This window comes from Sorangium sp. So ce375 (genome assembly GCF_051473855.1).
In the GTDB taxonomy this organism is placed as follows: Bacteria; Myxococcota_A; Polyangia; order Polyangiales; family Polyangiaceae; genus Sorangium.
On the sequence record NZ_CP150335.1, the window covers coordinates 7,716,784 to 7,730,740 of the forward strand.

The 13,957-nt window shown below is 66.8% G+C and carries 11 protein-coding genes; 6 read left to right on the plus strand and 5 right to left on the minus strand.

All coding sequences use genetic code 11. From position 1 onward, the window contains the following. Nucleotides 1–123: 123 nt before the first annotated feature. Nucleotides 124–1,233, minus strand: coding sequence for a hypothetical protein (locus tag WME90_RS28490; RefSeq protein ID WP_437275167.1), 1,110 nt, complete (start codon nt 1,231–1,233; stop codon nt 124–126). A 37-nt stretch (nt 1,234–1,270) separates the two neighbouring features. On the opposite strand from WME90_RS28490, the gene WME90_RS28495 reads away from it, so the two are divergent. Both WME90_RS28495 and xylA read left to right on the plus strand, forming a co-directional pair. Beyond that, a complete protein-coding gene (locus WME90_RS28495) occupies nt 1,271–1,759 on the plus strand; it encodes a hypothetical protein (protein ID WP_437275168.1) in 489 nt (162 codons plus the stop codon). Nucleotides 1,760–2,418: 659 nt separating this feature from the next. After that, nucleotides 2,419–3,750, plus strand: a complete 1,332-nt coding sequence (gene xylA, locus WME90_RS28500; protein WP_437283671.1) for a xylose isomerase — start codon at nt 2,419–2,421, stop codon at nt 3,748–3,750. 143 nt (nt 3,751–3,893) lie between these two features. On the opposite strand, the gene WME90_RS28505 is transcribed toward xylA, so the two are convergent. Both WME90_RS28505 and WME90_RS28510 read right to left on the minus strand, forming a co-directional pair. Then, on the minus strand, nt 3,894–4,310 hold the full coding sequence (locus WME90_RS28505; protein WP_437275169.1) for a hypothetical protein: 417 nt from the start codon (nt 4,308–4,310) through the stop codon (nt 3,894–3,896). 742 nt (nt 4,311–5,052) lie between these two features. Further along, nucleotides 5,053–5,325, minus strand: coding sequence for a hypothetical protein (locus WME90_RS28510; protein ID WP_437275170.1), 273 nt, complete (start codon nt 5,323–5,325; stop codon nt 5,053–5,055). A gap of 281 nt (nt 5,326–5,606) precedes the next feature. Here WME90_RS28510 and WME90_RS28515 point away from each other — a divergent pair, with 281 nt between their 5' ends. The 3 genes from WME90_RS28515 (at nt 5,607) to WME90_RS28525 (ending at nt 9,825) form a co-directional block, all read left to right on the plus strand. Then, on the plus strand, nt 5,607–7,028 hold the full coding sequence (locus tag WME90_RS28515; RefSeq protein ID WP_437275171.1) for a hypothetical protein: 1,422 nt from the start codon (nt 5,607–5,609) through the stop codon (nt 7,026–7,028). Nucleotides 7,029–7,424: 396 nt separating this feature from the next. Then, a complete protein-coding gene (locus WME90_RS28520) occupies nt 7,425–8,510 on the plus strand; it encodes an FG-GAP repeat domain-containing protein (protein ID WP_437275172.1) in 1,086 nt (361 codons plus the stop codon). A 277-nt stretch (nt 8,511–8,787) separates the two neighbouring features. After that, nucleotides 8,788–9,825 carry a hypothetical protein gene (locus tag WME90_RS28525; RefSeq protein WP_437275173.1) on the plus strand — a complete coding sequence of 346 codons (1,038 nt, stop codon included), beginning with the start codon at nt 8,788–8,790 and terminating at the stop codon, nt 9,823–9,825. A gap of 233 nt (nt 9,826–10,058) precedes the next feature. On the opposite strand, the gene WME90_RS28530 is transcribed toward WME90_RS28525, so the two are convergent. Together WME90_RS28530 and WME90_RS28535 are read right to left on the minus strand one after the other, a co-directional pair. Further along, complete coding sequence (locus tag WME90_RS28530) at nt 10,059–11,174, minus strand: glucuronyl esterase domain-containing protein (RefSeq protein ID WP_437275174.1); 1,116 nt, start codon at nt 11,172–11,174, stop codon at nt 10,059–10,061. Between the two features lie 569 nt (nt 11,175–11,743). Then, nucleotides 11,744–12,241, minus strand: coding sequence for a hypothetical protein (locus WME90_RS28535; RefSeq protein ID WP_437275175.1), 498 nt, complete (start codon nt 12,239–12,241; stop codon nt 11,744–11,746). Between the two features lie 367 nt (nt 12,242–12,608). Between WME90_RS28535 and WME90_RS28540 the strand changes: the two genes are divergently transcribed. Further along, on the plus strand, nt 12,609–13,952 hold the full coding sequence (locus WME90_RS28540) for an erythromycin esterase family protein (RefSeq protein ID WP_437275176.1): 1,344 nt from the start codon (nt 12,609–12,611) through the stop codon (nt 13,950–13,952). The last annotated feature ends 5 nt before the right edge of the window (nt 13,953–13,957 follow it).

Consider the following 13,957-nt stretch of genomic DNA (forward strand, 5'->3'; position numbering starts at 1 on the left):
TGTCTCCCGAGGCCGGTCGGCCGGCTCGCGGCCCCGCCGTCGACGGCCGAAGGCGTCGCTGCGCCCGCCGGGAGGTGACGAATCGCTCATTCGGCGCGCGCGCGCGCGCGCCGCGGGAGCGCGCTACTCGCAAGGCAAGATGCGCAGCACCTGAATCGTGGTGTTCGAGCTGCCGGGCGCGGCGAACGCCACGCTCCCGTCGGGGAACGCGACGAAGTCCTGGTAACGATTCCCGAGCACGTCGACCTCGAGCGGCTCGCCCTCGGCCTCGCCGGTGGCGCGATCGCGCGTCTGCAGGTACAGCGCGCGCGCCGCGTCGTTGCGGGCGATGTCGCCGGCCCTCGTCGTGGTCTCCCAGGCGGCGAGCATGCGCGAGCGGCCGTACGCGGCCAGGTGCGGCGCGCGGTGGTTCAGGCCCTCGTCGCTGGCGATCGTGATGTCCCTGTCCGCGGCGCCGTCGGTGAAGTGGAGCAGCCGCACGTCCGCGAGCCCGTTCGAGCCCGCCGGCTGGCCCGCGCGGATATCGCTCGCCGTGAGCCAGTAGCCGCCGCCGGCCGCCGTGACGAGGTTTCCAAGGTTCGAGTAGGCGAGATCGAGCGGATAGATGGTCGTATAATTCGGCGCGAACGCGATGCGGTTGTTGTTGTCGGTCTTGCACACCGTCACGAACCGCCTCGCGCTGTCGTCCCAGAGGATGCGCTCGTAGCCGCTGTGGCTGCAGCCCCAGTCGAAGCCGTCCTTCTGCAGCTCCCCGTCCGCGTCGACGACCTTCATGCGATCGCCCTGGTGGATGTTGATGCACCCGCCTTGAGAGACGCTGATCGCGGCGCCGAAATAGCCCGCGTAGCGCGAGCCGTCGAAGGCGATGCGCCCATGGTGCGCGTACCACCAGATCATGTAAACCGCGGGCCCGGTGGGTCCGGTCGAGTAGGGCGGCAGCGCGGCGCTCGAGCTCGTGAGCTTCGTCGCCCAGGTCTCGCGCGCGCCGTCGAAGCGGACCATGTACATGTCGTGACACGGGACCGGAGGCGACGGCGGCGTGCCGCACAGGTTCGAGGGCGCGCCGCAATTCAGCGTCCCGCCGCCCTCCGCGTCGCGGGTGAGCAGCAGCACGCCGCCGCTGTCGTCCGCGTACAGGTCGGCGAAGTCGTTCGCCGGCAAGCCGAACGAGGACCCCACGGCCTTGTCGTCGGCGTCGAGCTGGAGGACGTGGACCTGTCCATCGTCGCTCATCCATGCCAGCCGCGACCCGCCGGACGGTATCGGCGAGATGACGAGCGGCTTCAGCGCGGCCTCGTCCTCGTTGTTGATCACGCGGCGCCCGACGTCGACCTCGGTGATGCGGACGCGGTCCCGGGTGACGCCACACGCGCCCGGGCCCGGATCCCCGCCCGCGCCACCGCCGCCGCTCGCGCTCGACGCGCCGACGCCGCTCGCGCTCGATGTGCCGCCGCTGGCGCTCGATGCGCTGCCGCCGCTCGCGCTCGACGCTCCGCCGCCGCTCGCGCTCGATGCGCCGGCGCCGCTGGCGGCCGATGCGCCGCCGCCGCTGGCGCTCGATGCGCCGCCGCCGCTGGCGCTCGATGCGCCGCCGCCGCTCGCGCTCGATGCGCTGCCGCCGGACTCGCCCACGCAGCCCGGGGGCAAGGTGACTAGAACCAAGGAGCAGAGGACTCGCATGTATCGTCTTGGCATCTCGCCACGCTACCGTCGCCGCGGTCGCGCCGCGAGCAGAGGAGACCTCCCGGTGAACAGGTGAACGAGCGGAAGCTCGGGAGGCGCAGACCCGGGCGTCTGCCATCGTTGACACGCACGCGGTGACCTGGTAGGTCAGCCTAGCGTCCACGCGAACACGGTTGGCGACGAAACATGCGGGTGAGCACTTGCCTCGCGAGGCGACGGACGCACAAGGATGGGTCCCACCTGCGCGTCGCCCGCGTCGATGTTCCGCCACCACGCGCTAAAATACTACGCCGCTGTAAGTACACCGCAGCCGACGTAGACAAGCGCGGGCAGCACGACCGGCGCCGCAGGGCGCGGCAGCACGAGCCGCTCGATGGATCCCGCGGTAACGTCGCGCCCGTCCATCCGGGGGATGTCGGCGCGGCTCAGCTGGGTAGAGCGAGCGGTCCGAGACGCCGGCGAGGGAGGGCCGCCCTAGCCTCCGCACGGTCACCATGTTATTAGCTAGCAGCCGATTCCACCACGAGCGCAATCGACGCGCGTCGGCGGTTCACTTGACTTGAGGAGAGCTGGAGCCACAACAAACTCAACGTGCCTGGAAAGCCCAACCTGGGCGTGGAGATGCTGGCTCCTCGCTGGCCCGAGGCCAGAGCCCTGGGTTACCTCGCTGACACGGTTGTCGAAGGCGCCCTCAGAACTAAGGCACACGCAAACCACGAGCTGGAGATCCCGTTTATGACCGTTGTAACTGGAGACAGAGAGTACTTCCCGGGTGTTGGCAAGATCCCCTACGAGGGGCCTGAGTCCGACAACCCCCTCGCCTTCAAGTGGTACGACGCCAACCGCGTCGTTGCCGGCAAGGCGATGAAGGATCACTTCAAGTTTGCGGTGTGTTACTGGCACACGTTCTGCGGGCGTGGGCACGATCCGTTCGGTCCGGGGACGATCAGCTTTCCGTGGGATGAGGGCAAGGACGCGCTGGCGCGTGCTCGCATGAAGATGGACGCGAACTTCGAGTTCATCACCAAGCTGGGCGCGACGCACTACTGTTTCCACGACATCGACCTTGTCGAAGAGGGCGAGAACCGCGCCGAGACGTCCCGTCGTCTCCAGAGCATCGTCGAGTACGCCAAGCAGAAGCAGGCGCAGTCGGGCATCAAGCTCCTGTGGGGCACGGCGAACCTGTTCTCCAACCCCCGTTACATGAACGGCGCCTCCACGAACCCGGATTTCTCCGTGCTGGCCTACGCCGGCGCTCAGCTCAAGGACGCCCTCGACGCCACCATCGCGTTGAACGGCGAGAACTATGTGTTCTGGGGCGGCCGCGAAGGGTACATGAGCCTGCTGAACACGGACATGAAGCGCGAGAAGGCCCACTTCGCTCGCTTCCTGACCATGGCGCGCGACTACGCGCGCTCGCGCGGCTTCAAGGGCGTCTTCTTCATCGAGCCCAAGCCGATGGAGCCCTCCAAGCACCAGTATGACTTCGACGCCGAGACCGTGATCGGGTTCCTGCGTCAGCACGGCCTGGACAAGGACTTCAAGCTCAACCTGGAGACGAACCACGCGACGCTCGCGGGCCACACCATGGACCACGAGATGCAGGTGGCCGCGGACGCCGGCATGCTCGGCAGCATCGACGCCAACCGCGGCGACTATCAGAACGCGTGGGACACCGACCAGTTCCCCTACAACATCAACGAGACGGTCGAGATGATGCTCATCCTGCTCCGCAGCGGTGGGTTCCAGGGCGGCGGCGTCAACTTCGACGCCAAGCGTCGCCGCAACTCGAGCGATCTCATCGACACCTTCCACGGACACATCGGCGGCATGGATGTGTTCGCTCGCTCGCTGCTCATCGCCGATGACCTGATCCGCAAGTCGCCGCTCGAGTCGATGCGCAAGGCGCGCTACGCGTCCTTCGACGGCGGCAAGGGCGCCGAGTTCGAGCAGGGCAAGCTGACGCTGGAGCAGCTGGCCGAGATCGGCAACGCCGGCGGTGAGGTCAAGCTCACGAGCGGTCAGCAAGAGCTGTACGAAAACATCGTCAATCGCTGGATTCGCTGAGTCGAGCGATCGAGGGGACGACAGCCGGGCGACGCCGCTGCGCGCCCGGCTGTTCTCTTCGCGCCGCCCACCTCTACGGCGAGCGCTTTCACGGCACGTCGTTCACCTGACCTGCCACGCGGCCGGCCACGGCTCGACGCTCGTTACAAGCAGAGCCCCTGCCCGCAGACGAGCGTGCACTCACAGTCGGTCTCCTGGAAGCCTGGCATGATGAAAAGGTCGGTATTGCCCCCGGCGATCAGGTTGGCTTCGATGATCTCGAGAGGGCAAGCCGGGAGCGCCGTGTCGCCGGAGATCTGTGTGTCCTCGCCGACGGTGCGCAACGCATCGAGCCGCAGCGTCTCGAGCTTTATATTTCGATGGATCCAGAGCCGCTGGTCGACCGTCTCGAGCTTGCGAAAATCGGCCTCCAGCAGGCCAAACGCGAGATAGATCCACAACGTGCCGCGAACTCGCACCAGGTTTGGCATGCGGATCGCTGTCATCTTCGCCTCGCTCAGCTCTCCGCCCGAGGCATCGCCCTCGGCTTGGATGCCGCCGACTTCGAGCAAGCTCGGCAAGTCGAGCGTTCCGGCGAACGCGGGGCTGACCGTGATCGTTCCATGGACCGCAGAGTAAGCGCGCGCTGCAAGGGCATCCGCGTCCGACGCGATGAGCAGATCGCCTTCATGGACGCTCCCTTCGAGCGCCTCCGGGCCCCTCTCGCACTCTCCGGCGCCGCCTTCTCCCGACCCCCCCGCGCCCCCAGCGGAAGCCCCTGACGTTGCGCCAGGGTCCGTGTCTCCGCCCGGGCCGCCCTCCCCCGTCCCGCCGCCGTCGCTGCCTCCGCCCGGACCTCCCGACGCATTGCTGGAGGCCTCGCTCGCCCCGCCGCCCGAGCCCCCCGTGACCGCCTCGCCCGCGCTTGCGCTGTGCCCATCGCCCGAACCGCACGCGACGAACGACGACACAGCGGCCATCAGCGTCAGTCGACCGAGCCACGCTCGAATCGACCCCCGGGTTCTCACGCCTTCGCCGGCAGCTCCGGCGGCTGAATCCCTATTGTTCATGAGAGAGGAGGAAATCCAAACGTCTCGAAAACGTCAAGCCCTCCACCACGACCTGCTCCGGGTCGAAAACATGCTTTTGCCTCATCCGCCCTTGTTGGAAAACGATGCTGTTGACAACTTGCACACGCATCGAAGGGGCCGTCTTCGCTTCATGCCGACCTGCGAGAAACTCTGGTTTCCAGGTCCGAGCGGAGGGCCTCGTGCCGCGTGGCTCGGAGGGTGTCCTCAACGTCGGCGTCGGCCCACGTGCCGTTCAGGAGCGAGCCCTGGGGCGGGCCTGCGGTCTCAGCCAGTCTCGGAGCAGGTAGGGAATGAGGAACACGACGAGCGCCGGCAGCGCGCTGCCGGCCCCGGGCGCCTCGCCCCGCGCGATCGCCGAGATCGTCGTGATCACGCAGGTGAGCCACGTGAGCGCGAAGACGGCGGTGAGGTCCGCGTCGGTCCGGGGTGGCTCCCCCGAGGTCGACGGGTCGTCTTCAGCACGCACCCTGAAAGGGGTGGAGAGGGAGGTGATCGGCGATTCCATGGCGCGCTCCGTGGTGAACGCCAACCGGCGATAGAGACACTGTAACCCTCCCCGTGTCAAGATGTGGTCAGGGCGCACCCTCCGCAGGTAAAGACGACATCAATGAGACCGCCCAGGCATCCCGGCCGCCGCCGGGACACCGGTGCTCGTGCGCCCGCGCGCGCCTCGCGTCCCTGGCCGCTGCCGAGCCCGCGAGCGCCCTCTGCTTGAGGATTTCTTGACGCCGCCCGCGCGACTCTCGACGGTTTCTTGACGCCGGCGCCCCTAGCTTTGGGCGCGTCATGCAGAACAGGCCACCACTCTTCGTCATCCCCACGTACCGGCTTCGCGACGTGGGCGAGACCATCCGCCTCTACGATGAGCACTTCTGGCGAAACGGACATGCGATCCCGCTGATCGTCTTCGACGATTCGAACGTCCACAACCAGCAGAAATACTACGCGCTGCTCGAGGAGACGGCGACCTACAACGACCTCTATTACGTCGGTCCGCGTGAGAAGGAGGCGTTCATCGCGTACCTGAACCAGCGGCTCCGCGACCGCAAGCTCGAGCCGCTCGTCAAGAACCTGTTCCGGCCGAGCTACGGCGGGAACCGCAACACTACCCTGATGTACACGCTGGGTAGCCGCATGCTGAGCGCCGACGACGATATGCGCCCCTACGCGCTGGTCGAGGACAGTCCGGAGTCGCTCGAGAAAGGCGAAATCTGCCGGGGCAAGCTGCTGAAGGCGAGCGGCGGGGGCTTCACCCGCAAGTCGTTCGATATCCTGGCCGCGTTCCTCGACGTGCTGGGCAGGCGCGTCGCGGACGTCCCGGCCAACCACGCGCGCGGCGAGCTGCTCCGCGACAGCGCCATGGACCTCGAGACCAACGCCACGCAGGGCCTCGTCCGCGAGAACTCGCTGCTCCTCGACTCGGGCGACGTGCTCGAGGATGCCGTGGTCAAGGTCGCGCAGACGTTCCGGTCCGGGACGAACGACATCGACGCGATCGATTACGTGGAGATGTTCCTCGACGACGAGGGGCAGGTGGAGCTCGACGAGCTGAGCGACGTCTACGTCCTCGTCAACTTCCGCCCCGCGGTCACCAACAAGAACTGGCGCATCGACTGCGGCGTGGCCGGCTATGATAACAGCTTCGGTCTGCCGCCGTTCTTCCCGACGCGGCTCCGGTTCGAGGACTACATCTACCGGCTCTGGATCCAGCAGGAAGGCGTGGCCGCCGCCCACGTCGACGCCGCCCAGACGCACATCAAGAACAACTACATGCGGAGCCCTCTCGCCGCGGAGGTGTTCAACGAGGAGGTGTCGAACCTCCTCAAGCTGAAGATCAAGTCGACCCTCTCGAAGATCGAGGATCTCAGCATCAGCTTCGACTACGGCGGCGAGGTGACCGCGGAGGACTGCGACCGGATCCTCGGGCGGATCACCGCGCTCCATGCGCGGGTGCTGGGCGCGGCAGCGGCGACCGTGAGCCACGAGCGCGCCGACGCGCTGCGCCGCTTCGGCGTGACCCTGGAGAAGACCTTTTATGGGTTCGAGCCCGATTTCTTTCAGCAGAACCTCGTCCGCATCGTCGACGACGTGATCAGCCAGTTCAAGGGCTCGCTCGAGCTGTGGCCGACGCTCGTCGAGATCTGCTACCTCCAGAAGGACCGCGCCGGACTGCCGCAGTCGCGCGTTCAGAACAAGCGGCGGCATTGACCCGCGGCCGCCGTCGCGGGCCCTGGCGCGCGGCGGCGCCGTGCCAACTGCCATCGTACGGCCCCAGGATCACCGGGTGCCTTCGGGGGTGGCCACCGAAGCCGAGGAGGGTCACGAGGTCGTCGTGATGACCTTAAAGGGCGTGACTCTTCGCCATGTTGCTTGCGCACCGCAATGAGGTTCAAGTGGCGCTGCCGGCCGCGTTGCACCATATTTGCTGATACCGTTGTAGCGCACCGCTCGGCACGAGTGGTCGCAGGTGAGAGATGATTGCGTGGTCACCGCGACGCACAGCGCTCGCCAGGGGAGCGACGACGTTATCTTTGCGCGTCGGCTATTCTGGCAACCATGGACAGCGTGGAGCCAGTGCACGAACGCAAAAAGGAAGGCGGGGGCATGCGACTCGTCATGGTGGCCAATCTCTTGGGTGTGATCCCTGTACTGTCTGCCCTGTGGGCCTGCACGTTCGGCGCCGAGCGCGAAACCAGTTGTCCGCATTCCGAAGGCCGGAGTCCATCGCCCGACGAGGCGGCGCCGCGGTCGGACGCCAACGGGTGGAAGACCATCTACCCAGCCGATTTCAATCAAGACGGCATGGTGGACGTGCTCTGGCAGCACACCCGCCCGAACCTGATGGCCGTGTGGCGGATGAACGGCAGCCAGCTCCTTGCACCTGGGCCGGTCATCCCCGGACCGAGCGGCGATGGATGGGTGGCGATCTCGGCTGGCGATTTCAATTACGACCACATGGCGGACGTGTTCTGGTACAACAGCCCGCAGAACCTGGTAGCGATATGGCTGATGAACGGCAGCCAGCTCCTTGCGCCGGGGCCGGCCATCCCCGGACCGATCGGAGACGGGTGGGTGGCTGTAACGAGCGCTGCCGACTTCAACTCTGACGGAATGAATGACGTGGTCTTGAACAATCCCCGCCGGAATGTGATGACCGTCTGGCTGATGGACGGTACCCAGCTGCTCGCGCCGGGGCCGGTCATCCCAGGACCGCTCGGAGACGGATGGATCGCCACGTCAACGGCCGACTTCAACGCCGACGGTATGGCGGACGTGCTCTGGAACAATGCCGGACAGAACCTGATGGCCGTATGGCTGATGAACGGCACGCGGCTGCTCGCGCCGGGGCCGAGCATCCTCGGACCGATCGGAGACGGGTGGGTCAACATCACGGGGTTCGACTTCAACGCCGACGGTATGGCGGACGTGCTGTGGCATAACGCCAGACAGGATCTGGCGGCCGTGTGGCTGATGGACGGCAGCCAGCTGCTTGCGCCCGGTCCGAGCATCCCCGGGCCGATCGGCGATGGGTGGGTGGCCGCGCCGGGCGCTGCCGACTTCAACGCCGACGGCATGGCGGACGTGCTCTGGAACAATGCCGGACAGAACCTGATGGCCGTGTGGCTGATGGATGGCAGCCAGCTGCTTGCGCCCGGTCCGAACATCCCCGGACCGTTCGAAGGCAACTAGCGTTTGAGCTTCGGCGTACCGCTGGGAGGATCCTGCTCACGCTGGCGGAGGGTCACGGGCCGCGGACGCTCGATGTCGCCGTGCCGGCGAGCGTCGAGTCCTCGGCGGCCATCGAGAGGACCATCTGGCCCACGGCCCGCCGCGATGACGGGCACGCCGTGACGATATTTTTCTGTCTCTCGAATGAGCATTCGAAAGTTGCGCCGGGGCAATAGGGACAAGATAGCCTTGACGTGCCGGCGCGGGAGATGTAGCCGAGGATATGGATGACCACGGCATGAGATTCACGCTCTCTGCGCGTCGCTCCCTCCTAGGCTGCCTCCCGCTGCTCGCGCTCATCGCCTGCGGCGGAGACGGCGATAACACGCCGGCGTCGCCGGAAACAAGCGGCAGCAGCAGCAGCAGCGGCATGGGAACGACGTCAACCGGTGAGAGCGTCGGCACGACGGGCAGCGGCGGAGCCGGTCAGTCGTCGGCCAGCGGGACCGGTGGGGGAGGATCGTCCGCTGGCGGCGGGGGTGCCAGCGCGACCGCCGGGACAGGGGGAGGTGGGAATTCGGCGCCTTGTACGCGCGAGCTCCTGGAGGGCACAATCGATGCCTATTTCAAGGCGCTCGCGGCGCACGATCCGTCGACGTTGCCCCTCGCCGACAACGTAAAATTCACGGAGAACGGCGAAGCCCTGGCGCTCGGTGAGAAAGGACTCTGGAAGACCGCCGGAGCGCTCAAATACGCTCACAGCGCGCTCGACACCGATACCTGTAGCTCGGCGAGCCAGGCCGTGGTGCCAGACGGCAGCATGGACATCCCGGTCGCTCTCCGCCTCAAGCTCCAGGGCCAGAAGATCACCGAGATCGAGACCATCGCGGTGCGGCCGGGTGATTACAAGGTCTCCGGGCAAAATTTCGCCTCGAACACCGGCGCCCTCATCGCGAGCGGGGATACCGTCGAGTGGGAGGAGCCCGTTCCGGAGGACGAGCGCAATTCGCGGGACGAGCTCGAGGGCTGGATGGAGAAATACTACTGGATGTTCCCGCGCGGCGTCTGCAACACGGTCAGCAACTGCAAGCGCATCGAGAACGGCGGCGGGTCGTTCACGTGCAGCGCCGGCGCGAGCTGCGATCCAGGCCAGCCGGGCTCGGGGTCGCCCGCGTTGAATCCTCGCCTCATCTTCGCCGACGTCGAGCGGGGCCTCGGGGTCGGGTTCACCATGTTCATGGGGAACACCGACATGCACATGTTCAAGATGCGCGACGGCCAGGTCTACGGCGTGAGCGCGATCCTGGGCGCTGCAAGCAGCTCCGGCTGGGAGTGAACGAGCCTCGTCTCCGCTTTTCCTCGCCGGCGCGTCGACCGGACCCCCGCCGGTCGGCTGACCGGACCGGGGGCCTCGACCCCGACCAGCGTCGTCTCCCCGCCGCCCGTCGGGTCCGAGCCGCCGCCCCCGAAACGCTCGTCGCGGGCCTGGACGGCGGCTGACCGACGCCCGGGAGTTACGCCGAACGGGGGGCGAGGCCAGAATGGCCTTCATGCCCCCCGAGGGCATCACTACTTCAGCACTGTCTCCATATCCCAGTCAATCCACATGTCTTTCCATTCGCTGACCGGCTGCTGGACGCCGTTGTCCATGATGTTCATCACGTCGGTGTTTGCGCTGGCATTGCCTTCGAATGCTCGCTTAAACATCTCGCCTGCGAGGGCCGTCTGAGTGCCCGATGCGCCGCAGTGGTTCGCGCTGTACATCTGGAAACCCATGCGCTCTGGAACGCCGAGCGCTCTCCATACCGATTTTGCTGCCCACGAGGAGAGCGCTTCACAGGTCCCACCCAGGTGGCACCATGAGTTCGTGCCATTGGCATTTGTGAAGTGCACCAAATGCCGTGGAGCGATGGTCGCCAGGATCAAATGCGTATCAATGGGGAGGTTGTATACCTTCGAGGGGTCGCTTCGGAGCCAACGGGCCGCGCCGGTCACCCAGGGTCCGCAGATACCGTTGTCCTCGAGGTTGTCGATGCTCTGAGGTTTGGCGTCCGAGCACTGCCAAGTAGAACCACCTTCACCGTGCCTGAACCACTCTGCCTGACGCAGGTTGGATACACCACCGCCGCCCGACTCCACGATGACAACCACCGGTGCACGGCTGAAGACACCCGCCAGGTAAGCACCTTTTCCACACCCGGAGCACCCCGACACCATCACCTTCGTGGGATCATGCCCGCTGCCCGGGTTCTGCTCCAACACGTCCATCACCCGGTCGATCATCCAGCCGTTGGCGATATTGGTGTTGACCTCGGACAAGCCGAAGAGGTTTCTTATCTTGCCTTCAAAGCCGCTCCCAAACGACAGCGTTTTAGTAGCTGACGGGAAGATCCCACCCGACAACTTGAGGGCGATCACACTGCCGGATCCGCTGATGGTCGCCGAGAAGGTCTCGGATTTTCCACCTACCTTGGCAGTGATCGAAACGTTACCTCCGGAAACGGTTCCGGTCACCTCATCCGGCTCGGAGGGGACCGGACCGTAAAGGTACTTGGCCGCCATTGCCAGGATTTCCTTGCGGCGGCACTCCCACTGTTCTTTGGTGGTGACCTTCGTTCCGTTGAAGAACGTGAACGGATCCGGGAGCTTCTCGTTTACCTTGGTCAGAGCGCTCGGCTCAGGCAACGTGGGCAGGGTACACGTGAAGTCGCCGCCGCCACTCCCGCCAGTCCCGCCGGTCCCGCCAGCCCCACCAGACCCGCCAGTCGGGGAGCCGCCCGTGCCGGCTCCGCTCGTCGGAGCACCGCCGCCCGTGCTGGCGGCTCCGCTGGTCGCGGAAGCACCGCCGGTCGCAGAGCCTGCCCCCGTGGTGACTCCCCCGCTCCCGCTCGTTGTCCCGCCGCCTGCGCCCGAAGCATCCCCCCCGGTACCGCCGGATCCTACTTCAGAAGCGCAGCCAGGGAGGTTCAAGAGGGCGAGGACGGGAATCGCGAGAGCGGTTAATTTGTGCGAGGCACGAGAACGGACAGACATGAAGGCCTCCATGTTTCGAGGGCAGTCAAAATGCGACACGCGGCGCGTGACACGTAGTACGTGACACGTAAAAAACCGCCGTACTTATAGAAAACGATAGGAAAGTTAGTGCGTTTTTCGCTTTGGTGACGCTGCTTTCGTAACGCGTGCGAAGTTGCGTTGTGACCATGCCAATGGCACGTGAACGAGAAATTTCAGGGTGCGGTGCGATCCGTTCGCCGTCAAGCCGAGGACCCGTAAACCGAGCTATGAGGACGGCGCTCCCGGGGCGCCCGGATCGTCACCTTCGCACCATCCATCATGGTGAAGGGATCGTGCGGCTTGTCATACGCCTTCAGCTCGCTGAAGGCGGACATGTCCGGCACGGGACAGTCCGCGCCCCGGGTCTCGACCCCGGCCAGCGTCGTGTCCCCGCCGCCCGTCGGGTCCGAGCCGCCGGCGCCCGCACCGCTCGTCGAGAAACCGTCTGTTCCCGAGGTCACAGCGCTGGTGCTACCGCCGCGGGTGCCGACCACGGACGGCGTGGCGCCAGCCGCCGAAGCGCCGCTGGTCGGGCTGCCGGTGCTGGTGGTGTCATCCTCATCTACTGTGATGCCGCCATCGCTGGGGCCGCACGCGACGAACAGGGGGAGGAGGGCCGTTAGGGGGAGAGGTTTGGAGAGGGTCGGCCGGAGCGACATCGTCAGATGAGCATTCCCAGCCGAGGGCGGTTCGATCACGCTTATCGCTGGGAATCGTACAACGGAGCGGGCGGCGTTTGGCTGGCATGCAAATGTTCAACGAGTTTGTAGTCGAGGTGACCCCTCCGGATCGTCTCCGGGAACACCTTACGAAAGCTCGCACCTGCGGGAGATCCGAGGACGCGACACTTTGTAGCGAGACGTTTTTTGTCGCGTCGCGTTCACGTGGAGTTTGGTCGCCTGCTCGTCGTCGGACGACGAACCGGACTCCGGCGGCGATGTGCCCGCGGAGGCACGGGCTCAGCGGCACGGCGCGCCCCTTCCTCCGCCGCCAGGCGGCCCGCACACTCGCCCTTACCCCGCGCGAGCTTGCCGTTCCGCCGCCGCGCCCCAGGAGGATCCCATCATGGCTCGCCTGCGACGCCTCATCGAGCCGGGGACACGCGCGACGCCCGAGCTCGTGTCCGAGCTCCGCGCGCTGGCTCGGCCGCTGCGCTCCGCGGCCGATCTCGACCCCTTGATAGAGCGCATCGGCGACGCGCGCTGCGTGCTCCTAGGGGAGGCGACGCACGGGACGCACGAGTTCTACACGTGGCGCGCAGAGCTCTCCAGGCGGCTCATCGTCGAGAAGGGCGCCTCCTTCATCGTCGTCGAGGGCGACTGGCCGGACTGCTACCGCGTCAACCGCTATGTGAAGGGCTACGCGGACGCGGGGAGCAGCGCACGCGCTGTGCTGCGCGCCTTCGACCGCTGGCCCACGTGGATGTGGGCCAACGAGGAGGTCGCCGACCTGGTCGAGTGGCTGCGCAGGCACAACGAGGGTCGGCCCGAGGGGCAGCGGGTCGGCTTCTACGGGCTGGACGTCTACAGCCTCTGGGGCTCGCTCCGCGAGGTCATGAGCTACCTCGATCGGGCCGCCCCCGACGCGCTGCCGGCTGCGAGACGCGCGCTGCGCTGCTTCGAGCCGTACGCCGACGATGCCCAGGAGTACGCCCGAGCGACGGTGCTCGTGCCGGAGTCGTGCCAGGCGGAGGCCGTCAAGCTGCTCGCCGAGGTGCGCAAGAGAGCGCCTGGGTTCGGCGCCGACGGGCGCGACGGGCACTTCGTCGCCGAGCAGAACGCGCTCGTCGTCAAGAACGCCGAGGCCTACTACCGGGCGATGGTGCGCAGCAACGCGGAGTCGTGGAACGTCCGTGATCAGCACATGGCCGAGACGCTCGATCGGCTGCTCGAGCGCCACGGACCGCGCGCCCGCGCGATCGTCTGGGCGCACAACACGCATATCGGCGACGCGCGATTCACCGACATGGCAGAGCGGGGTGAGGTGAACCTCGGCCAGCTCGCGCGCGAGCGCTACGGAGAGGAGCGCGTCGTGCTCGTCGCCTTCGGCACCCACCGCGGCGCGGTGGTCGCCGCCCGGGAGTGGGACGCGCCGATGGAGGTGATGCGCTTGCCGGTCGGGCGACCCGAGAGCTGGGAGGACCTGCTGCACGACGCGGGCGAGCACGACCGGCTCCTGATCTTCGACCCGGGGCGGCTGCCGCAGGAGTCGCTGGCCTGGCGCGGCCACCGCGCCGTCGGCGTCGTCTATCACCCCGAGTACGACTGGTACGGCAACTACGTGCCGACGGCGCTGCCGCGCCGCTACGACGCGCTGATGTTCGTGGACGAGTCGCAGGCCGTCCGGCCTCTGCACCTCGCGCCGCGGGCCGAGAAGGAGCCGCCGGAGACCTATCCCTCCGGCGTGTGACGCCG